Source organism: Micromonospora sp. RHAY321, assembly GCF_023896955.1.
GTDB lineage: Bacteria > Actinomycetota > Actinomycetes > Mycobacteriales > Micromonosporaceae > Micromonospora.
Window position 1 is genome coordinate 299,101 of the sequence record NZ_JAMHIW010000001.1, and the last position, 20,395, is coordinate 319,495.

Consider the following 20,395-nt stretch of genomic DNA (forward strand, 5'->3'; position numbering starts at 1 on the left):
CGGCGCCTCCGAAACGTCCTGCGGCAAGGGCGCGCATTAGCCTCCGTCAGCGCCATGGGGCTGATTCGGCAGCACTGGAGAAGGTCTTCCTTGCGGCGTGTCCTGCCAGCCGTCGGACGCGATCGGCTCGTCGGCAGCGCTCGCGAGATGTCCCGGGTCAAGCCGTTCTGGTGCGGACGCCTGGATGCTGAGCCTGACCCGTTCCAGACTCGCCATGGCCGCAGCGACCTTAATCTGCGCAAGCCCGTCAAGCAGCCCTTGCTTCTGCCCTTCCGAGAGAGCCGGACTAGCGAGCGCGTCGTTCACGTCCTTTTCGAACTCGACCATTGCGCGCTGCCGCTGACGACGGTCCGCCCAAGCGTTCCATCGCATCAACCCGTAACCAATCAGGTAGCCCATGGCTGGTGACAGGTAAGTGATGACCGCGCCCCAGGTCCCCCCGATGGTCTGACCGACGAGGATCAGTCCCGTTCCGCCACTCACGCCGGCTGCGCGGGATAGGGTCGCGCCCGCACGGGAGTCGGAGGGCCTCATTGCACGACCTCGCCACGCTGGGCGGGGATCTCGTCGGCAGAGGCAGCGCGTTGCCGTGGCATTGAGGCGCGAGGTCCCCGATGCGGAGGCGACGGAAGCTCGGCAGCGAGCACGCGGACTGCCTCGGCGATCTCGGCTGGATCGCGACTGGCGAGTTCGATCCGCTCCGAGCCGACCGCGATGGTGACGTGGACAGATTCTCGCCGGGCAACTCGTGCCTTCATGATGGCCAAGACCCCGCTGGCGAAAGCGGGCACGAACGACACTGTGGCAAGGATCGTCACCCAGTCTCGCATATTGCCAGCTTAAGGCTCGGGATGAATGAGGACCAGATGTAGTTTTTGAGGCCCCCCGAACACCATCGAGGGGATTGGAGTTCGAAATCGCTGGTAGACGTGGCCGGCCCTTGCCGAGTTCCCTGGCGGGGTGGCCCACTCGTCGGGCGTGCAGCGACACGCGGGCGTTAACGGGCACGACCAGGTTGGGGAGTCACGGCTGCTAAGCGGGCTGACGGCGGCGACGAACGCTACGGCTTAGGGCTAGGGGTCGACGCAGTACTCCGCGACCGGGGGCGTCCAACGGTTCGCCGAGACCACCCTGCCGATCCACTGGAATGGACTGAGTTGCATCCCCCGGCGCCTGAGCTGGCAGATCCGGCCGCCTGCCAGCTCGCTCGGGGCCATGCTCTCCATCCTGGGTGGATAGCCGGTCGAGGCGACGATCGCGTAGCCGTCGTTGACGCTCACCACGAGCACGGATCGTTCCGTCTGCGCGTCGGCGTCTTCGAGGTTCATCCGCGTCAGACCGTCCACCACACGTCCGACCGCGATCCGGGACAAGCTGTAGCGGGGCCAACCGGACTCGGCGCGCCCTTCCTCGACGACCAGAGCCGCGAGCACCGGGCTCGGTGCAGCACCACGGCAGCATCCGCAACACACTGCTGGCGCTGCCCGGCATCACCGGCGTGGTCATGGTGTCCCGTCCCAGCTACCTACCCGTACCGCAACGGTCCTCACGGGCCCGCCGCCGGTCGTCGGGCGCGGCGACACCGTGAACCGGCCACTTCCCGAAAATGCTTTCCGAGAACGCACCCGGCATCCCGGGGCGCTGGCCGGACCGGTGGGTCTCCACCAAGCCCGCCGCCGGGTCGAAGGCCGAAAGACCGTCACGTGTACGACGGCAGGGCGGTGAAGAACACGGTCAGGACCGCCAGGAACGCTGTGCCGCCGACGGCCAGTGCCCGGTAACGGCTCTGACCGGCAACGGCGGCGATGATGCCCGCCGCCAAGGCGATGTTGAGGGCGCCCGACAAGGCGAGGGCCAGCACGAGAAATGTCATGCCGGGACGGTCGGTGAGCACCCGGGCGAGAAGCGACCATCTGGATGGATGAGCAGCTATGCCGTAGTGCTCACCATGGGGCGTCCACGCCTAGGGTGGACGGGTGGACGGCTACGCGGACCGAGTCAGCCAGCTCGCCGCCTTCAGGAGAACGGAGCTGGGCGGCGAGCCGTCGCAGCGCAGCATCGCGCGTGCCATGGGCGTCTCCGCCCAGTCGGTCAAGAACTGGCTCGACCGCGGTGTCAAACCTCAGCTGATCGAGCACATCGTCGGCCTGGTGCATGCGATCGCCGCGGAGGCCCGGGCCCAGGGCAAGCTGGACGACCGCGTCACCGAACTGCTCGACGAGGAGGGCTGGCGCATGGCGTTTCTGACCGAGAACCAGGTGCGGGCCGCGGGCGTCAGCACCGCGCGGATCGCCGCGGCTGCCCGTGCCAGTGATCGACTCGGCCGGCCGGCCCGGCAATGGGCGGAGAACCCGTTCGGCCTCGGCGTGCACGACGCGATCACGGTCAACGGTGCGGTTGACCTGCTGCCGCGCTACGTGAGGCGCCCCCACGACGATGTGCTGGCGGCCGCGGTGGCTCGCGCCGCCGCCGGGGAGACTGTCATCCAGGTTTTGGTGGGCGACTCGTCGACAGGAAAGACCCGCGCCTGCTGGGAAGCGGTTCGTGGTCTCGGCGACGACTGGCACATCTGGCGCCCACTCGACGCGGGCGAGCTGACCGGATCGCTGAGCGCGCTGGGGCCTCGCACCGTCCTCTGGCTCGACGAGATACAGCGGTTCCTGGACGAGGCCACAGCCCTACAGCTGCGCGCTATGGTCGATGACCACGTACGGCGCCCTTTGCTGCTGCTGGGCACTATCTGGTCAGAGAAGTGGGAGCGGTTCGCCGCACCGACGTCGCGGGACTTTGACGAGCCCCATTTCCAGGCGCGAGCGCTGCTCGCCAACGCCGCGATCCCGGTGCCTCCGACGTTCACCGGACCTGCGCTGCAAACGTTGCGGGACCTCGCCGACGCGGATCCACGCTTGCGACAAGCCTTGGAGCGGGCGGATCGCGGGGCGGTGACCCAGTACCTCGCGGGCGTGCCCGAGGTGCTACGGCGGTACCAGACCGCCACAGCGGGCGCCCGGGCGGTCGTGCACGCCGCCGTCGATGCCCGGCGCCTCGGCGCGCAGTCGGACATGTGCGCGGACTTCCTCGCTACCGCCGCCCTTGGCGAACTCACCGGTGCGCAACGGGACGGCCTACCCCCCGACTGGTTCGAGCGTGCCCTCACCTATCTCGGTACGCCGGTCCACGGTGTGCGAGGGCCGCTCACCCGTGCTGACGCCGTCGACGGCTATGTGCTGGCCGACCCATTGAAGCAGGCCGGCGCCGCGGAACGAGCCACCGTGCTCCCGCCGGATTCGTTCTGGCGGGCGGCGCGCACTCATCTGGATGCGCGAGATGTGGCCGCGCTGGCCGGGGCGGCTCGCGACCGGGGCCTGCTGCGCGAAGCGGCCGTGCTCTTCCGGCACGCAGCAGGCCACCGCACGGACCGGGCCGCTGTACAACTGCTTTCGATCCTAGACGAGGTCGACGCCGCTGGCGCGGCCGAAGCGGCGCGCTGGATCGTCGACGAGGTGCCCCGGTCCGATTTACGGCATGCTTCTGAGCTGATCCGCGCCGTCGAGCGACTCGGGCTGCAGGAGTTGGTCGGACGTGTTCGCCATCGGGCCGCCCTCAAAGGCTCCTTACATGATCCCTCGGCGGTTTACACCTTTCTGACAGATCTGCGCGAAGCCGGCGAGGAGGAATTACTGCGCGTCGTGCTGGCTCGTGATCCCGCAGCCCACGTGGCGATCAACAGATACACTTCACCTCTGCTGCGGCAGTTCCGAGACCTCGGCGAGGAGAGCCAGTTCCGTACTCTCGCCGTCCGGCTGGCCGGCAACGGTGACCGCTGGCTGGCACGTGATCTGGTCGCGCTGGGCGCAGGCGACCTCGCCCGCGGCGTTCTTGACGCGGCAATCGATCGGATGGATCCGGCGGACGGATTCGCGGCCGGAGCCCTACTAGGCGACGTCGCCGAGTTCGGGACCACGGATCAGCGTGAACGCCTTCTCGCTGCGGGCCCTGCAGGTCGCGTCGATCTCGGCGACCTCAGCGACACCGGATTCTTGTGGGGCTCTCTCGCCGACGCCGGCGCCACTGCGCAGCTCGACGAGCTGGCAGCGCGCTTGCACCGATATGGCAGTGATGCTTCAGCGGCATGGCATAGGGAAGCACGTAGCATAGCGGTCGAAATTGGACTCGACGCCGGTTGGGAAGCCGCACTGCCCGCACCGTGCCTGGAGGCGATCATCGCCGACCTGCAGGCGGGCCTGTGGCTTCTGCCTCTATGCGACGACACCGTCGTGACAGGCGTGATCGAGCGGATCCTCGCCGATCCGGCTCTCATCGCCGACGCGAAGACCTTCAGCATCCTGCAGCAGGTACTCCCCCAGGCCGACATTCAGGCCCAGCTGGCCGCGAACATTCCGGTGAACGATCCGGACCTCGTGGCCGCAGTGCTGGAGGAACTCGCCGACCGCCGCGACGACAACGCCGCACAGCGATTACTGAGCCGGAATCCCGCAACCACCGTATCGCTGAACGACGCGCGTGCGGTCGCGCGCCTTCTGCTCGCCATGGCCGCGTTCAGCCGAGCCGACGACATCCTCGCCCGTGAACCGTGGAACGTCGTAGCGGTGGACGACGTGAAGGCCGTCGTGCAGTTGGCCGACGCGTTGGGAGACTTGGAGCGGCCTGACGCCGCCGCCGTGCTCGACACCCGGGTCGCCACCGAGGCGAGCCTTACCGAGCCCAGCAATGTGCTGCGACTGCTGACCGAGCTACGCGGTGCGGGTCGTGACGAAGCCCTCGCCATCCTGCTGGCACGCTGCCCCGCGCGCATCGTCGACGTCCACGAGACCAAGCCGGGGCCGCCGCACATACCGCGGTTGTTGCAGGCACTTACCCACGTCGGTGCTGACGAACAGGTGATGACGCTGGCCGAGCGAGCCGTCGCCGCCGTGGACCTCGAACGGCCCAGCGCGGTCGAGATGTTGGTGTCGGCGCTCGACGAAGCCGGAGCTGGGGCGCCACTTCGGTCCTTGCTCGCCCGCCTCGCGGACACCGGCCATTTCACCTTCTACCTACGTCTGGAGTCCTACCTTCGGCTGGAACCGGGCACAGCCGCGCCTTTTCGCTATGGTCGCGATCCCGACGGCAACCCATCTGCCCCATGGAGCTGGGCGGATCTCGCCTGGCCCGGTCAGCCCTCAACCTGAGGTCAACTCGCTGGATCCTGCGACCGATCCAGTGGTTCAAGAAGTAGCTCAAGGCGACCAGCGAGACCCCCGGCCCCCACGCGCGGCGCGTCGCCATGGTTCGGCTCCGCGCGAAGCTGAGAAACAAGCGGCGGGGCGATTTGCATGAAACCAGGCGGCCCCTCATCGCGTGGTTGCGATCTCCCGGTCCGAAGCGGTGACCGGCGGTCGGGCAGGATCCCCGCGCGTGGCACTATGTACTGCCGGACGTCACGCTCAGGTATCGTCCGTATGCAGGGGCTCCGAAGGGATGCGGTGGGGTGGCAGCAGATTCCGCGCAGACCGCCCCGGTGGGAGCGGCCGGACCGGCTGGCGCGCGGGCCGGGATCAAGACGCGCCGTACCGCGCTCGGCACGCATGTGTTCGATCGCCGAACCGGGATGAACCTGTTCATCGATCAGCCGGGGACCGACGAGTCCGTCGCTCTCGCGCCGCGGCAGGTCTCGGTGGCCCTGACCAACGCGTGTGACCTGCGATGTTCCTACTGTTATGCGCCCAAGACCCCAGGCCGCCACGACACCGCCACCGTGGTGGCGTGGGCGAAGGAACTCGACGGGCACGGCTGTTTCGGGGTCGGGTTCGGCGGCGGCGAGCCGACACTGGTCACCGGCTTTCCCGAGATGTGCCAACTCGTCGCAGCGCAGACAGATCTCGCCGTCACTTTCACCAGTCACGGTCACCATCTCACGGCCTCCGTCTGTACCCGGCTCGCCGGCGCGGTGCACTTCATCCGGATCAGCATGGACGGCGTCGGGCAGACTTACGAACGGCTACGGGGACGACCCTTCGGCGCGTTGCTCGACCGCCTCGCGGATGTCCGGGACGTGGCGCCGTTCGGCATCAATGTCGTGGTCAACGAGCGGACGGTGCACGAGCTCGACCAGGTCGCCGACGTGGCGACGCAGGCCGCTGCGCGCGAACTCCTGCTTCTCCCGCAGCAACCCACAGCCCGCTGGCACGGCATCGACCAGGTCACCCTGTCAGAGATGCGGGCCTGGCTGAACCGCTATCGGGGACCGCTGGCGGTCACGATCGGCGCGACCGGCATCCAAGGGCTGCCGGTGACCGCGCCGGTCCCGGGAGAGCAGCCACTGGACGCCTACGCTCACATCACCGCCGACGGCGTCCTGAAGAGATCCTCGTACCAGGCCGGCGGATCGCCGATCGGAAAGGACGGATTGATGGCCGCCCTGTCGGTCCTGCGGACCACCGGAGCCACCCCGTGAGGATCTGGTGGGGTTACGGCTCCGAACACTCCATGAACCTCGTCATGGTCGGCAAGTTCGCCTCCGCGGGCGAGGCGGGCGCCGTGAAGGAGCTCATCGACCGGCTGGCCTCCGGCGTCCAGGGCGACCTCGACGCCGGCAGGATCGAGTACGGCCAGCCGCCGTCCCGGTTCAGTGATTCGATGCTCGCCCTGCTCCAAGCCCTCGAGGTGCACAGCCTCGGCCCGGCCGAGCTCGAACAGTTGGCGTACAGCGCCAATGTCGTGGCACGCGGGGACTCGGTGGTGATCCGTACCGACGAGACCGAAGTCCAGGCCTACATCAAGATCCTCCTCACAAAGGGCGCGCGCATCGAGATGTTCTCCGCCCACGACTTCCCGGAGGAGGGAAAGCGCCTCGACGACGACGGTGTGCGACGCAATGGGTAGCGTCGGCTGGGACACCTTCGGCCGGTTGCCGGGCGCCGCCACCTACAACTTCGAGATGCTCTGCCGCCATCTGATGCACCGCCACTACGGTGCGGGCGGGGATTTCAAGGCCACCGCCAATCAGGCTGGCATCGAGTTCCATCTCAGACTCGACCAGGACTGCGCGCTCGGCGAGGCGGGTCGGTGGTTCGGCTGGCAGTGCCGATGGTACGAGCTCCCGCCAGGGCGGGCGATCGGCACCACCCGGAGAGACAAGATCGAGAAGGCCGTCAAGGACACCGTCCGCGATCTGCCGGACCTGACCGACTGGGTGCTGTGGACACGCCATCCCCTCACCAAGAAGGACCAGGATTGGTTCTACGAGCTGAAGCCGCTCGCCGGCAACATGCGACTGACCCTGTGGACCAGCGCGAACGTCGAGGAGCATCTGGCCGGCCCGGGGCAGCTGTACCGAGAGACCTACTTCGGTGAACTCGTCCTGACCCGGGAAACCCTGCGGGAACTCCACGCACGCGCCGTCGCCCCGGTCCGTTTCCGCTGGCTACCCGAAGCTCACCAGCCGATCAACGCCGAACGGTCCATTCAGCGGATGCTCGGCGACCGCGGCGCGCGGACGCAGCTCAGCGCCGCCGCATCGACACTCGAGATCCCGGGCGCCGGGCTGGCCGCCGGGCTACCGGCCGACGTACCCGCTGCTCTGCGTGACGAGACCGAGGCGTTCGTCGCGACGCTCGCCGCCAGCCGCGACCAGTGCCTGGCGGTGGCCGCCGATCTCGAACGGGCAGACTGGCAGGCGCTCCGCAGCCGCTACGCCAATACTCCCCGGGTAAGTACGCAGCATCGCGTGTTGTTGCGCAAGCTGCGCAACGCCCGCAGCGCGGTGGCGCTGCCGGCGACCAATGCGCTGGACGACCTGAACAACGCGCACGCCCTAATCATGGCGATCGAGGACCATCTCGACGTCCGGCTGGTCGCGGTCGTCGCCGACGCGGGTAACGGCAAAACCCACCTCGCCGCCCAGCTCACCGCCGACGGCGGCGATCGCCCCGCGGGCATCTTCCTGCACGGCCGTCAGCTCGGCACCCGGGACACCCTCGACGATCTCGCGCAGACGCTGTCGATCGGTGGCCGGGCTTGTCCGACCATGGAGGCTCTGCTAGCCGCGCTCGATGCCGCCGGCGAACGCGCCCAGCGGCGGCTTCCGCTCGTGATCGACGGACTAAATGAGGCGGAGGACCCCCGCGGCTGGAAGTATCTGCTCGGCGCAGTCGAGCCGCTCCTGGCCCACTACCCGCACGTGCTGCTGGTCGTGACGCTGCGCAGGAGGTTCGTCGACGAATGCCTGCCGACCGGAACGCGGCAGCTGACGATCGACGGGTTCGGCAGCGACCGGCAGCCGGCGCTCGACCGCTATTTCGCCCACTACCGGATCGACACAACGGACGCGGACCTGCCGGAACAGGTCGTTGACAACCCGCTGACGCTGCGCCTGTTCTGCGAGGTGACCAACCCCGACCGGCGCGAGGTCGTTGGCCTGGAAGCCATGCCCGGCTCGCTCACCGCGGTCTTCGACCGATACCTGGACCAGGCCGCCGATCGCATCGCCCAGCTGGCTCCCGCACACCGCCGGGTCTACGCCGCCGACGTGCACGCAGCACTGGCGAAGATCGGAAGCCTGCTGTGGGATCGGCGCGCCCACGGCATCGAGTTCGAGCGGCTCCGGCAGCTGGTCGACCAGGATCCGCACTGGGACACCAGCATGGTCGGCCTGCTCGAGCAGGAAGGCATTCTGCTGCGCACGCCGATACGCGCGCGGCCCGGCAAATTCGGCATGATCATCAGTTTCGACGCGCTGGCCGGGCACATCATCGCGGACTCGCTGATCACGGCACGGAACCGTCCAGCCATCGAACAGTGGCTCGGCGACCCGGCCACCGTCGATGCGCTCACCACCGGCCACGATGCGGCACACCCGCTGGCCGAGGACATCGTCGCCGCCCTCGCAGGCCTGCTGCCACGGCGCCGGCACCAGCAACTGTGGACCCTGGTCCCGCAGCCGCTGCGCAGTCGTGCGCTCCCGCTGACCACGGCGCTCGAGGCCCGCTACCTCGACGCGGCCACCGTCGACGCACTGGGTGATCTCCTGCGCGATCCCGGCGCCGATCACAGCCGGCTGTTCACCAGCTGGCAACTGCTGCGGGGCGCTCTCTCCCATCCGCTCAACGCGACCTTCCTGCACGACACGCTGAGCGGGATGGAACTCGCGCACCGCGACCTCGTCTGGACGGAATGGACCCGGTCACGATGGCAGGACCTGGCCAAGGACCTGCGCGATCTGCAGCAGCGCTGGAGCACGGCCGAGACGACCGACCAGCGGGACCACCTGCGCGCCCGGTGGGTGATGTGGCTACTGACCAGTACCCAGCGCACGTTGCGGGAGCAGGCCACCCGGACGCTGTACTGGTTCGGCCGGCGCTGCCCGGACGAGTTGTTCGCACTCACCCTCGAAGCTCTGGAGATCAATGACCGGTACGTCGGCCAGGGCACCGTCGCGGCGGCCTACGGCGTGGTACTGGCCCACCAGCGCAACGCCACCGACCTCACGGCTCTTCCTGAACTACTCACCGGGCTGCGCGACACGCTGCTCGGGCCCGCCGCGACCCGACCCACCGATGACTGGCTCATCAGGCTCTACGTCCGCGGGATCATCCAGTTTGCGCACCAGTTCCGGCCGGACGCCCTGCCCGCGGGCATCCCGACACCGGACGACGCCGTGTTCGGCCTTCCCGCGACCGCCGAGCCGCTGCCGGCCGGCGACCCACGCAGCGACGAAGTCAGCGCGGTCCTACAACCCGACTTCGAGAACTACACCATCGGCAGCCTGCTCGAGGACCGAGCCAACTACGACCGCGACCATCCCCGCTACGTGCAGTTGCTCGCCGATATCCGAGGCATCATCTGGGCGCTGGGCTGGCGGGAGGCCACCTTCGGCCCGATCGACGAACAAGTCCAAAACGCAACCTACGCCGCCCGGTCCCGCGGCACCGGTAACACCGAGCGCTACGGGAAGAAGTACAGCTGGATCGGCTTCTACGCCACGGCGGGGCGGATGGAAGCCGGCCGCGAGCGCTCCCCGGATCAGGAACGCATCTCCGACCTGCCGGTCGATCCGTCGTTCCCCGACCGTCTCGCGCTGCTGCCGGCGACGGTGCCCGACTGGGCGCGAACCAGTCCGCCGCGCGTCGAGGACTGGGTGGTCGACGGCGCCGTCGACCTAGCCCCAGAACTGGTCGAAGCTCCACGGCTCGGCGAGCATGAAGGACCGTGGATCGCCGTCGGCGGGCATCTGGAGACCAGCGCACAGGCATCCGGCCGAAGCGTGTGGGGCATGCTGTTCGCGCTGCTGGCGACCGAGGCAGACGCCGACGCGATCACCGAAGCGGTCACCGAGGCGGACTACCCCGGGCGTCACTGGTTCCCGGAGCCGCCGCAGGACTACTACACGTTCGCGGGAGAGGTCCCGTGGCATCCAGACTTCGCACGCAACGCCCACGAGGTGTGGCCGGGCAACCCATACGGCAGGTCAATGAATATCGGCGGTACCGAGGTCGAGGTGGAGGTGCTCGCGCACCGCATCACCTGGCAAGGCTACGACCCGTCCGAGACCGGCATCGGGACGGTTCTCGTCCCGTCGAAGTCGCTGTCGCAGGCGATGCGGCTACGCGCCGGGCCACAGGCGTTCCACCAGTTCGATCAGGCGGGCGCACCCGCGAGCCTGTCCTACGGTCCCCCGCCACGGATGACCGGCCACCTGCTTTACCTGCGGCGCGATGTGCTCCAGCAGTACGCCCGGGGACGGCATCTGGTCCTGCTGTGGTGGGGTGAACGGCACCCCCGCCCGTTCCCTTCCCGACGTCCACCATGGATCGCACAGGCATGGAAGGCCAACAAGCAGGTATGGCGCGAGGTCCGGCACCTCGACCTTTCGTAGCATCCGGCGCCCGCGCACCGCAGCACGGCGCCCGGACTAAGCATCTACATCAACCCGATCCGCCGAAGTCCCGTACAGGTGCGGCATCCCGCTAACGGCGCTTGCCGAATCAGAGGCGCCGAGATATCCACAGATGGCACCGCTGCGGGTTGATCGGCCGAACTCTGCCGGCTGAAGTACCTCCGCAGGGACGACGAGACGTCCCTGCGACTGGTGGGGAGAGCAGCCACGACCCGGGGTGGACGCAGCCGATTACGACGCAGGCACTGGCAGACGGCACCAGTCGACCTCGCCGGTGTTACTGGTCTCGTCGGCACGGTGGCGGCTCTCATTGCGGCCGTCGCGGGGCTGCTGACGGCCGCCGCCACGCTGCTGGTGTATCGCTGATGCCCGCGTTCGAGGCATGGCTGCTCGGTGGACCTGCCGACGGCCGCATCACCCCGATCGAGGTCGACGAGAACGGGTTCCTCCCGCAGGTCATCATCCTGCCGCAGAGCGGCGCCTATCTCGGCGCCCGCGAGCACCCCAGCCCACCCGAGCAGTACCGCTGTGTTCGTTGTGACGGCGAGGCTGATCCGCCAACCTTCGAGTACGACGGGCCGCTCCCCCACGACGAGTGACATCGGCGCGGGCGGCCAGCAGGCCGAAGGGTGCGGCCGTTTCGGACCACAGAACGGTCGGCACAGCCGCATACGGGTCAACGGGCCACCAAACACCGGCCATGATTCGAACGTTTGCACGATGCGGTGGTGGAGGACGTGGCGGGGCGCTGGTGGAACGGGATTTGGGGGCGTCTGGGCCGCCGGGATGTGTAGTTGACCCGGAGGTCAGGTAGAAGATCACCGCCCTTGCCGGAGATAGCGAGACCGGCCGGGTGCTGCGACCGATGACCACATGCGGATCACACCGGGCCGGTCCGCCACCATGATCGTTGACCCCGGTTGACCTGGAGTGGCACGGATTGCCCGGGGGTGGCCCTCCGCTGGAGACCACACGGCGAGGCCACATCCGGGAAGGATGAGACCGCTAGCGCGACCACCGGAAGCTCGAATACCGGCCCGAGAGACCACAGCAGGAAGCCCATGCGACTCCTACCGCCCTTACCAGTCAGCGCAGACGACTCCAATCGGTCCCCCGTCCAACCGATGGCCGGCCGCCCGCAGAGGACGACAGACCAACCACTCTCCGTGGCACGCCAGCCTGCCGTACCCGATCGACCTCATGCAACCCCATCAGTTAGGCCAGCTTCGAACTAGGACGCGCCCTGGTCGCGGTGATCGACGTCGCACGTCCACAGCGCGGGACACGCCGGTCGATCTCGCCAGCCTGGTCTGGCTACCCATCAATTCCCAATAGGCGCCGCCCGCCCAAGCCGACGCGCGGCGCGCACTGCCGCAGTAGCTAGGCCTAGGGGCGGGTGGGTCTCTTCGCTCTGATTGAGCGCCGCATCGGCTCAACCGACGTCTCGCCGACGATCAGGCCCTCACCGCGTGCAGCGGCGAGAGCTGTACGACGATCCTGGAGCCTGGCAGGCACTGGTAGTGGGCCTTGACGGGTGCTTTGGTTCGGGCTGCGACGCGCATCTCACCGATGTTGATCAGAGCCACGTGTGGTGCCCGGATGGCGACCGGGCCGAGTTTCATCCGGTGCGTGCCGCAGGTGACGGAGTAGCCGGCTCCCAGCATGCGTAGCTCGCCGGGCTGGTCTTTGTGCTGGCCTTGCAGGAAGGCGTCAATCGCTTCGGGCTTAACGGTGATGGTGAGCACGTCGTCGGTGAGCGTGATTGCCTGGCCGTCGAGCAGCCGTGCGGCCAGCAGCAGGTCGGCGCGCTCCGCTGCGGTGATTTCTTCGGGGACAGGGAACCGTTGTCCGGTGTGGGCCTGGATCCGGTCAAGCGCGGCTATTAGCTCGCCGTCGTAGCGAAGCGCCAGCAGGATCTGACCCATCTGCTCGGCGTCGTTGTCGACGGGCGTGCCTAGAGAACAGTCGTTGAGGCGGACCTCAAGCCGGTCGGTGGGCTCGGCGTCGCGGAACAGGCGCAGGGCGGCAAGGAGCCTGTAGGGGTAGCGCCCTGCCATGCGTTCGCTGGTGAGGTCAATGGTGATGGATCCGCCGCTGTCCGGGTGTTCTGCCTGCAAGCGGGCAGTGAACAGGCCGGAGTCGTCGCACAGGACCATACGGGCGCCGCGTTGGCCGGAGGTGATCGGGTTCGCATGCAGTGGGAGACGATCGCGGACCGTGCCGTCGGCGGTGACTAGAGTCAGCTGGAAGGTGGTGGCCGGGTCGAGCTGCGTGCCCACGGCAGCGATTAGGACGTGATCATCTGGCCCCGTTAGCCCCAGCACCTCCGCAATCGAGGGAGTGTCGTTGTCGGTGGGCGGAATCAGATAGCGGGCGTCGATGACGACCGCTTGACCGTAGTCGCGAACCTCTCTGAGGCCGCGTTCTACGGCGGCGGTCGCGGCGTCGCCAGCGGACAGGTCGAACAGCGGCGGTAGTCCAGGCGCGGCCTGGGCGGCAATCTTGGGGGTGTAGAGCAGGGCGACCCCGTCCGTGGTGGTGGCGATGTCCTGTCGCCAGGTTTCGGAGAAGGCTTGGACCCGTTCGGTGAGCATCCGGACCCGAGCGAGGACCTCGGCCGGCGAGCGCAGAGCCTGGTCCGCCGCCACCGCTTGCGCCGAGCGCTGGTTGGCGGCGGCAAAGGCCAGCACTCGATGAATCACTCGGTCCTGCTTCTTAGCGGCCCGTGCGAGCTTGCCACTCACCAGGGTGCCGGCGAACCTGTTGTTGCTCTTCTCGCGGTTGCACCGACCACAGATCGGCGCCAGATTGGCCGGTGCGTGCACGTCGAAGTCGGCGGGCAGGTCATGCTGGCTGATCAGATCCGTCAGATGGGCGGCGGTAACCGTGTGCGGCAGGATGTGGTCGATCTCGACGGTGGCGAACAACATCGGCGTCTCGCACCAGTAGCACCGTGACTGCCATTCCTCGAACAGGACGTGACGCAAAAGTCCGTTGTCCCCACCCGGCCGGTACCGGACGTCATCCACGATGCTGTAGATGGTCACTACTGCCTCCCCAGGTTTGTCCGACGGCTACCCTCTCTCTTCGGCGGGCTGAAGGTCCCATGCGATGATGGGCTGATGGCGCGCGTGGAGTGGTCGGCGCTCAGTGGCGACGAGGTCGAGACCGTCCTGTCGAATCTGATGTACAACAGGGACGAACGTACGCTACGTATCCGACCGTCCCAGGGTGACTTCGGCATCGACCTCATCGTGCCTGCCAACACTGACGCCACGCGCTGGGACGTCTACCAGGTCAAGAAGTTCGCTCAGAACCTCGACTCAAGTCAGAAGCGCCAGATTGAGAAGTCGTTCGAACGGATCTTGGTGGCGCTGATACGCCGCAGGGTGCCCGTCAATGACTGGTACTTAGTAACTCCGCTGGACCCCACGCTAGACAACCTCCTCGATTGGTTCAACGACGTTCCTGAGAAGGCACTTGAGACACTGGCCAGAGATACCACACTCGAGCTCGCAGAGATAGAACTGCAGCAGATGAGGGCGTGGCTTGAGACACCGGGACGCGAGATCGCGTGGAAGGGCCTGAACTTCTGCGAGAACCTCGCCGCCGACTACGGCCATGTCATCGACTACTACCTCCATGGCGGGGAAGCGCGTTTACGCGCCGCGGTCGCCGACCTCAGCAAGTTGCTCGGTACCGACATGAGGCTACGGGGCCCGGAGAGGGCCATCGTTGCGGCAGTTGGAGAGGGATCGGCCGCGCTATTGGAGCCCGTCGAGGTCCGTGAGCATCTAGTACGGCTCGACAAAGTGCTCGATACCGACCCGCACTTCCGCTACGGCTACAGCCTCGATCTGCACCGTCCCGAGGTGGGGCCCGAGCCCCGGCTCATAGCGGCAACCCAAGAAAGCATCGCAAATGGCCGCTGGCTGACCTTCAAAATTTACGCGCGCTCGCCGCAATCAGTCGATGAGCGACCCATTCCGCTCGAACTCACGTTCAGCTTCGAGGGCACTTCACCTTCGCCTGATCGCGAAGCCTTCGATCTTTGGCGGAAGTATGGCAAGCCGGTCGAGGTCAAGGCCTCCTTCAAGGCAGATTTTCCAGGTGGCCTACTCAGCGAAGGCGCAGTCGGGCGCGTGCGGCTGTCACCGGCTGAGGGCGAGGAAGCTAAGTTCCGCAACAGGCTTCGCATCGTTGACCGCGACGGAGTTGCCCTAGCAGAACTCGGCTTCGCGATGTCATCGACTAGCGGCCTTGACCGGACGGGCTCCTGGGCTCATGGCACGGACGACTCTGGCATCCTCGACACGGAATCCTTGATCGATGCCACTGCCATGGGTGGAACTATTTCATGGGCGATTCGATCGCTCGTGGGGCACCAAGCAAGTAGGGCCCTTGCTGCGGTGAATTTCGCTAGTCACCTCGCCAGCCCCAATGTCCTGCAGGTCGCCGGCGAGTATGGGCCCTTTGCCGACCTCACGCCTATCGCACCGGGCGATCCGCTCGTGGACCCTGCGCTCGCGCGCTTCGTACGCGCGCTAGCCCTCATTCAAACCGCCACCTCCACACCTATCGTGATCCCCGATGTCACGTCGCTGACTGCCGAAGAAATAAGCACGATCGGCCGGGCCGCTACTCTCATCGGCGGTCATACCCTGGTCGGCACATGGAAGCCCTTCACAATAGAGAACACCTTAGGTGCCGAGATTGCGCCGGGTGGCCACTACCAGTTCGCCATCCTCGAGCCCCTCATCGTTCCGGTCAACGGCGAGCAACTAACACTGGGTTGCATCGCGAAGCAGACACTTTCGGGCACCGTCGACTCGGTAACTGACGACGTGATTCGAGTCAAACCGCATCTCAACGACACCGTCCACCTCAACTTCGTTACCGATCAGCCCAGCATGCCGGCTGGACGGCAGCTCGTCCGTTTTCGGCCAGCAGGCGAACTCGACAGATTTGCGTGATGTCAGTTCGGACGGAGGCCCTGCTTAAAGCCCACCCGGCTTGCTCTCAAGATCAGCCGCCGTAGCAATTCAGGGCCGGGGCGTCGGACAGCTCTGACTGCCGATGGCCGTCCAGCGCATGGCCGTCCTCGCCCGGCTGCCCCATTGAGCCGCCGCGCCGCCGCCTCTTGGATGAAGTGACCAGACCAGGGGGCTGTCCTGAGCTGAGCAGGCCGGATGGCGCGGTGCAGCCCGTTGCCTTGAACCCCTAACCCACAAGACGACGGCAGATCCGCCCAAAAGCGGACGGTCTGACCTCTGGCCTGGCTGGCGATCGTCATCGTCTCTCGCTGTTTCGCAAGCGCTTCCGCTGCGGCCTGGGCCGGTGGAAGCGAGTGTCGACTATGGATCCGCTGGTAGAGTGGTAGGCCTCTTGGCGGCATCTCCCGCCCGCCGGTGATCTACAGGGAGTGAGCATGAGCCTGCCGACACCGCAGGGTCGTCAGCACGACGTGGTCTACATGGCTGGGCGAGGGCACCACGTCATCCTCGGCACCGCCGGCACGGGCAAGACCGTGATGGCCGTGCACCGTGCGGCGCATCTGGCCGACCCGCGAACCCGCAACAACGGCCCCACGCTATTGCTGACCTACACCAACTCGCTGGTTGTCTACTTGCGACACTTCGCTGCCGGCCTGCCGGGGGTCACGGTCGAGACGTACGGTCGGTTCGGTCGCGGATATCTGGCCGCCCGCGGCCTGATGGGCAACCACCAGATCGCGACCCCGAATCAGCGGCGCTACTTCGTCGAGCAGGCGGTCAAGGCCACGGCCACCACCTACCGCCCGAGCACGTTTTTCGACCGGGCGACCGACTTCTTCCTCGACGAGCTGGAGTGGATCGACGGTAACGGCTTGGCCACGCTGGAGGACTACCTCGCGGTGCGACGCGTTGGCCGTATGGAACCACTGCAGCCCTCGCAGCGCCAGGCGGTCTGGGCGATCCGCACGCACTACCTCGCCGCACGCACCGGGTCCGGACTGCCCTACGACTGGGCCGGCGTGCCGTCCGCGGTGCGCGCAGCGCTCGCCGACGACGTGCAGCCGCGCCGGTACAAGCACATCGTGGTCGACGAGGCGCAGGACCTGTCGCCGGAGGCAATCCGCTCCCTCGCCGCGGCTATCTCAGCTGATGGCAGCCTGACCTTGTTCGCTGACTATGCCCAGCAAATCTACGGGCAGCGGGTGTCCTGGCGGTCCTGCGGACTGACAGTGACCAAGACCGAGGAGTTCCTCGACAACTACCGCAACAGCCCGGAGATCGCCCGGCTGGCCATCGGCATGAGCCAGATGCCCCACTTCCAGGACTCCGCCGACCTGGTCGAGCCGAGGGCGCCGCAGCGAGCGGCCGGCGCAAAACCCACGCTGGTCCAATACTCCTCGGCCGAGGTCGAGGCCGCAGCCGTCGCGACGAACGCGGCCAGCTTCGGCAAAGTATCTCGGGTCGGCATTCTGACCCGCACCCGCGCTGAAGCCCGCAGGGCCTCGCGAGGCATCCCCGGAGTCCGCGCGCTGCACGACGGCCTCGACCAGTGGGAGATCACCGCAGGGGTATACGCCGGCACCTACCACTCCGCGAAGGGCCTGGAATTCGACGTGGTGTTCCTACCGTTCTGCGGCGCCGACCGGTGCCCCGACCCCGAGACGGTCGCCGCGTTCGGCTACGACGAGGCCGCCGCCCGGGAGAGCAGACTGCTCTACGTCGGCGTGACCCGCGCCCGCGACGAACTCATCATCACCCACACCGGCGCGCCGACCCCGTTGCTCCCGCCGACCAACTCGGGTCACTACCAAGTGACGGTCGCCCGATGACCACGCCGCTCGACCTCGCAGTCGCCGCCGAGTTGACGACAATGAAACTTGCCCGACTGGCCCACTTCACACCCGCCCGCAACTTGCCTCACATCATCCGCGACGGCCTCCTGCGCAGTGTCGCCGACCTGGCCCAGGACGTGCGCGCCTGCTACAGCGCCACCGACCTCGAACGGTTCGACGGCCAACGCGACCGAGTGTGCTGCAGCCTGCAATACCCGAACGGGTTCTACTTCGCCAAGGCCACAGGCAAGGCGACCATGATGAACTATCCCGACTGGGTCTGCCTGCTCCTGAACAAGAGGGTCGCCGCAGCCCCCGGCACCCTGTTCTGCCCGCGCAACGCCGCCGCGTCAGCCGGCATCGCCCGATCCGGCGTCGCGGGCCTGCGCGCCTGTTACGCGGACAGGGTCGTTGGACAACAGGTGTACACCCGGGGCCCGAACCACGACCCCGGCAGCCCGACCGACGTACAAGCCGAAGTCCTGGTCGTTGCGCCGGTCCAAATGTCGGCCATTCGTGCAATCGTGTTCCCCAGCGAGGCAGCAGCAGAAGAGGAATACGGACGTTTGGAACGTTTTGGTTTGGCATCACCCGGCCACGTGAGCTACGTGATCTCACCCGGCATGTTCGACAAGTGGAAGATCACCAACGCTGTTCGAAACAGCGAATACTTCAGCGAGACCCCCTGGTCTCCCAAGGCGGCATGATGACTGGAAACACCCGCCTGAGCCCGCAGGTCGCAACAGGCATGTTCCTGGGCGCCGCGGTCGGCGACGCGCTCGGCTGGCCGCAGGAACCCCGCGGCGGCCTGGTCGGCGGCCAGAAGGAACGCGACCGCGCTAAACCACACATGACCTTCCGCAGCTGGACCCGCCACGCCGGCCACTACTCCAGCCGCTACCGCGACCCCGTCCAGCCGGGCGAATACAGCGACGACACCCAACTGCTACTCGCCACTGCCCGCGCCTGCCTGGCCGGTGACCGCTGGTGGCAGCGGCTCACCGAGGCCGAACTCCCGACCTGGTTGCTCTACCAGCGCGGCGGCGGCGGAGCAGTGCTGCGCGCAGCCGGCGCATGGGCCTCCGGCCGCCCACCCTGGGACGCTGGAAAGTCCGCCCGCGCCCAAGACGCACTGGCCAGATACCGCAACGCAGGCGCCAACGGCATCGCCATGCGCATCGCCCCCCACGTGCTATGGGCCGACACCCCGCGCGCCCTCATTCAACGTGTCGTGCGCGACGGCATCACCACTCACGGCCACCCCCGAGCCCTGGTCGGCGCACTCGTCTACGCATTCGCCCTACGACACGCCGCCCAGACACAAGCCACCCACGGGTTCGGCGACAGCATCGAAGCCGCAGCCGGCGGCCTAATCGACGCCGAGCAGATCCTTTCGGAACTGCCCGCCGGCTGGGCTACCAGCAGCGAGCTCGATCATTTCGCCGACACCTGGCGCGACACCAACAAGGAAACGCAGCAACTGTTGGAGATCATCGCGGATTCGCTGCAGCACGGCGCGATGAGCAACCCCGAGCAAACCCTCGAACGAATCGGCTGCACCGACCCCAAGACCAACGGATCCGGGACCGTCACCGCGACAGCCGCGATCTACCTAGCAAGTCGATTCGCTGCCCGCCCACAGGGCGGGCTGCTCACCGCGGCATTCCTGCGTAAAGCTGACACCGACACGCTCGCTTCAATGACCGCTGCGATACTCGGAGCTCTGCACGGCATCAACTGGCTCGGCGATCTCGCACTCACCGTCCAGGACGCCGCCTACCTCGTCAAGATCGCCGAACACAGCCAAGCGCGGCATGTGGACCCTCATCACGGGCCGAGCTTCCCGCCACGGCACCTACACGGACAGCTGAAGCACACGCTACTCGACGCCTCAGCCAACAACGCCTCTTTGAAGCTCCACGAGTTCCCCGACGGGCGCGGTTTCCGCATTGCCCAGCTCGAGGCCCCTGACGACCGCGTGCTTCGCACACGACTGCAGCTGAGTGACGGTCAGACCGTCCTCATCGATGCGCCGGTACCTGATTCCCCGCCCCCGCCCCCGCGCGCCGACCATCCCAGCAGAGACCACGACCAGTCGAGCGCGCCCACGGCGGGCAGCCGCAGGAGCGCCACGGCCGCAGCGAATGAAGACGTACCGCCGGAAGCAGCCGTCATCCTCGCCGCCCGAAGCCTCACCCGGTCAGCCGCGTTCTACGCCCAACTCACCGGCCGCGACATCCCTGTCCGTTCCGGCACAGCCCGCATCGGTCCAGGGCTTCTACTCCAGCAACACGCCGCAGACACTCCGATCGACACCGCATCGGTCAGCGTGCAGATCACGGTCAGCCTACTTTCCGACGTGGCACGACGGCTCGGACTGGACACCCACCACAGTACAAAAAGCCCTCAGGGCGTCCTCGAAGTCACGGACCCGGATGGACGTACCGTACGGGTCAGCCAACACCGCGCCCGTACTCAAAGGGACATGAAGTTAGAACGTCGAGAAGCCCAGCCAACTAGTGATGTTGTAACAGTGGAGCCCAAGGAGTGGCCTGCAACCCGAAAGCGATAGTCCCGAGACCAGCATCGCAACTAGGTTCGCCAACGCGAGCAGCCACACCGCGGGCCGCTCGGCGGAAACGGGCATCGGTTGGATGGGCCCGATGCAGAGT

The 20,395-nt window shown here is 67.2% G+C and carries 15 protein-coding genes; 10 read left to right on the forward strand and 5 right to left on the reverse strand.

Going from position 1 to position 20,395, the window contains the following annotated elements; all coding sequences use genetic code 11:
- Positions 1 to 36 precede the first annotated feature (36 nt).
- The 3 genes from M8C17_RS01420 to M8C17_RS01430 form a co-directional block, all read right to left on the reverse strand.
- The gene (locus M8C17_RS01420; protein ID WP_252414290.1) at positions 37 to 483 is read right to left on the reverse strand and encodes a hypothetical protein; all 447 of its coding nucleotides are present in this window, start codon (positions 481 to 483) and stop codon (positions 37 to 39) included.
- 47 nt (positions 484 to 530) lie between these two features.
- Positions 531 to 818 carry a hypothetical protein gene (locus M8C17_RS01425; protein ID WP_252414291.1) on the reverse strand — a complete coding sequence of 96 codons (288 nt, stop codon included), beginning with the start codon at positions 816 to 818 and terminating at the stop codon, positions 531 to 533.
- 255 nt (positions 819 to 1,073) lie between these two features.
- Positions 1,074 to 1,328 (reverse strand): hypothetical protein, encoded by a 255-nt coding sequence (locus M8C17_RS01430; protein WP_252414293.1) that lies wholly within the window; start codon positions 1,326 to 1,328, stop codon positions 1,074 to 1,076.
- 113 nt (positions 1,329 to 1,441) lie between these two features.
- Here M8C17_RS01430 and M8C17_RS01435 point away from each other — a divergent pair, with 113 nt between their 5' ends.
- Positions 1,442 to 1,588 carry a hypothetical protein gene (locus M8C17_RS01435; RefSeq protein ID WP_252414294.1) on the forward strand — a complete coding sequence of 49 codons (147 nt, stop codon included), beginning with the start codon at positions 1,442 to 1,444 and terminating at the stop codon, positions 1,586 to 1,588.
- 111 nt (positions 1,589 to 1,699) lie between these two features.
- Here the strand turns inward: M8C17_RS01435 and M8C17_RS01440 are convergent, their stop codons facing one another.
- The gene (locus M8C17_RS01440; RefSeq protein ID WP_161801643.1) at positions 1,700 to 1,873 is read right to left on the reverse strand and encodes a hypothetical protein; all 174 of its coding nucleotides are present in this window, start codon (positions 1,871 to 1,873) and stop codon (positions 1,700 to 1,702) included.
- A gap of 103 nt (positions 1,874 to 1,976) precedes the next feature.
- Here M8C17_RS01440 and M8C17_RS01445 point away from each other — a divergent pair, with 103 nt between their 5' ends.
- The 5 genes from M8C17_RS01445 (at position 1,977) to M8C17_RS01465 (ending at position 11,496) form a co-directional block, all read left to right on the forward strand.
- Positions 1,977 to 5,192, forward strand: a complete 3,216-nt coding sequence (locus M8C17_RS01445) for a hypothetical protein (RefSeq protein WP_252414295.1) — start codon at positions 1,977 to 1,979, stop codon at positions 5,190 to 5,192.
- 329 nt (positions 5,193 to 5,521) lie between these two features.
- Entirely contained in the window at positions 5,522 to 6,457 is a 936-nt protein-coding gene (locus M8C17_RS32090; protein WP_252414296.1) for a radical SAM protein, read from the forward strand.
- Positions 6,454 to 6,885 (forward strand): DUF6375 family protein, encoded by a 432-nt coding sequence (locus M8C17_RS31775; protein WP_308209336.1) that lies wholly within the window; start codon positions 6,454 to 6,456, stop codon positions 6,883 to 6,885. Before M8C17_RS32090 ends, M8C17_RS31775 begins: the two co-directional genes overlap by 4 nt.
- Positions 6,878 to 10,876, forward strand: coding sequence for a hypothetical protein (locus M8C17_RS01460; protein WP_252414299.1), 3,999 nt, complete (start codon positions 6,878 to 6,880; stop codon positions 10,874 to 10,876). The genes M8C17_RS31775 and M8C17_RS01460 overlap by 8 nt, the downstream gene beginning before the upstream one ends.
- A 386-nt stretch (positions 10,877 to 11,262) precedes the next feature.
- Positions 11,263 to 11,496 carry a hypothetical protein gene (locus M8C17_RS01465; protein ID WP_252414300.1) on the forward strand — a complete coding sequence of 78 codons (234 nt, stop codon included), beginning with the start codon at positions 11,263 to 11,265 and terminating at the stop codon, positions 11,494 to 11,496.
- Positions 11,497 to 12,351: 855 nt separating this feature from the next.
- Here the strand turns inward: M8C17_RS01465 and M8C17_RS01470 are convergent.
- Complete coding sequence (locus M8C17_RS01470; RefSeq protein ID WP_252414301.1) at positions 12,352 to 13,944, reverse strand: HNH endonuclease; 1,593 nt, start codon at positions 13,942 to 13,944, stop codon at positions 12,352 to 12,354.
- A gap of 75 nt (positions 13,945 to 14,019) precedes the next feature.
- Between M8C17_RS01470 and M8C17_RS01475 the strand changes: the two genes are divergently transcribed.
- The 4 genes from M8C17_RS01475 to M8C17_RS01490 all read left to right on the forward strand — a co-directional run bounded on the left by M8C17_RS01475 (position 14,020) and on the right by M8C17_RS01490 (position 20,295).
- Positions 14,020 to 15,870, forward strand: coding sequence for a hypothetical protein (locus tag M8C17_RS01475; RefSeq protein WP_252414303.1), 1,851 nt, complete (start codon positions 14,020 to 14,022; stop codon positions 15,868 to 15,870).
- A gap of 500 nt (positions 15,871 to 16,370) precedes the next feature.
- Positions 16,371 to 17,720 carry a 3'-5' exonuclease gene (locus M8C17_RS01480; RefSeq protein ID WP_256482005.1) on the forward strand — a complete coding sequence of 450 codons (1,350 nt, stop codon included), beginning with the start codon at positions 16,371 to 16,373 and terminating at the stop codon, positions 17,718 to 17,720.
- The gene (locus M8C17_RS01485; protein WP_252414304.1) at positions 17,717 to 18,430 is read left to right on the forward strand and encodes a DarT ssDNA thymidine ADP-ribosyltransferase family protein; all 714 of its coding nucleotides are present in this window, start codon (positions 17,717 to 17,719) and stop codon (positions 18,428 to 18,430) included. Before M8C17_RS01480 ends, M8C17_RS01485 begins: the two co-directional genes overlap by 4 nt.
- Positions 18,430 to 20,295 carry an ADP-ribosylglycohydrolase family protein gene (locus tag M8C17_RS01490; RefSeq protein WP_252414305.1) on the forward strand — a complete coding sequence of 622 codons (1,866 nt, stop codon included), beginning with the start codon at positions 18,430 to 18,432 and terminating at the stop codon, positions 20,293 to 20,295. The genes M8C17_RS01485 and M8C17_RS01490 overlap by 1 nt, the downstream gene beginning before the upstream one ends.
- Positions 20,296 to 20,395: the final 100 nt, after the last annotated feature.

What these genes read in the sequence shown, in the direction of transcription:
- M8C17_RS01485 (WP_252414304.1), top strand. Translation starts at nt 17,717, where the DNA reads ATGACCACGCCGCTCGACCTCGCAGTCGCCGCCGAGTTGACGACAATG.
- M8C17_RS01490 (WP_252414305.1), top strand. Translation starts at nt 18,430, where the DNA reads ATGACTGGAAACACCCGCCTGAGCCCGCAGGTCGCAACAGGCATGTTC.
- M8C17_RS01430 (WP_252414293.1), bottom strand. Translation starts at nt 1,328, where the DNA reads ATGAACCTCGAAGACGCCGACGCGCAGACGGAACGATCCGTGCTCGTG.
- M8C17_RS01475 (WP_252414303.1), top strand. Translation starts at nt 14,020, where the DNA reads ATGGCGCGCGTGGAGTGGTCGGCGCTCAGTGGCGACGAGGTCGAGACC.
- M8C17_RS01465 (WP_252414300.1), top strand. Translation starts at nt 11,263, where the DNA reads ATGCCCGCGTTCGAGGCATGGCTGCTCGGTGGACCTGCCGACGGCCGC.
- M8C17_RS01460 (WP_252414299.1), top strand. Translation starts at nt 6,878, where the DNA reads ATGGGTAGCGTCGGCTGGGACACCTTCGGCCGGTTGCCGGGCGCCGCC.
- M8C17_RS01480 (WP_256482005.1), top strand. Translation starts at nt 16,371, where the DNA reads ATGGCTGGGCGAGGGCACCACGTCATCCTCGGCACCGCCGGCACGGGC.
- M8C17_RS01440 (WP_161801643.1), bottom strand. Translation starts at nt 1,873, where the DNA reads ATGACATTTCTCGTGCTGGCCCTCGCCTTGTCGGGCGCCCTCAACATC.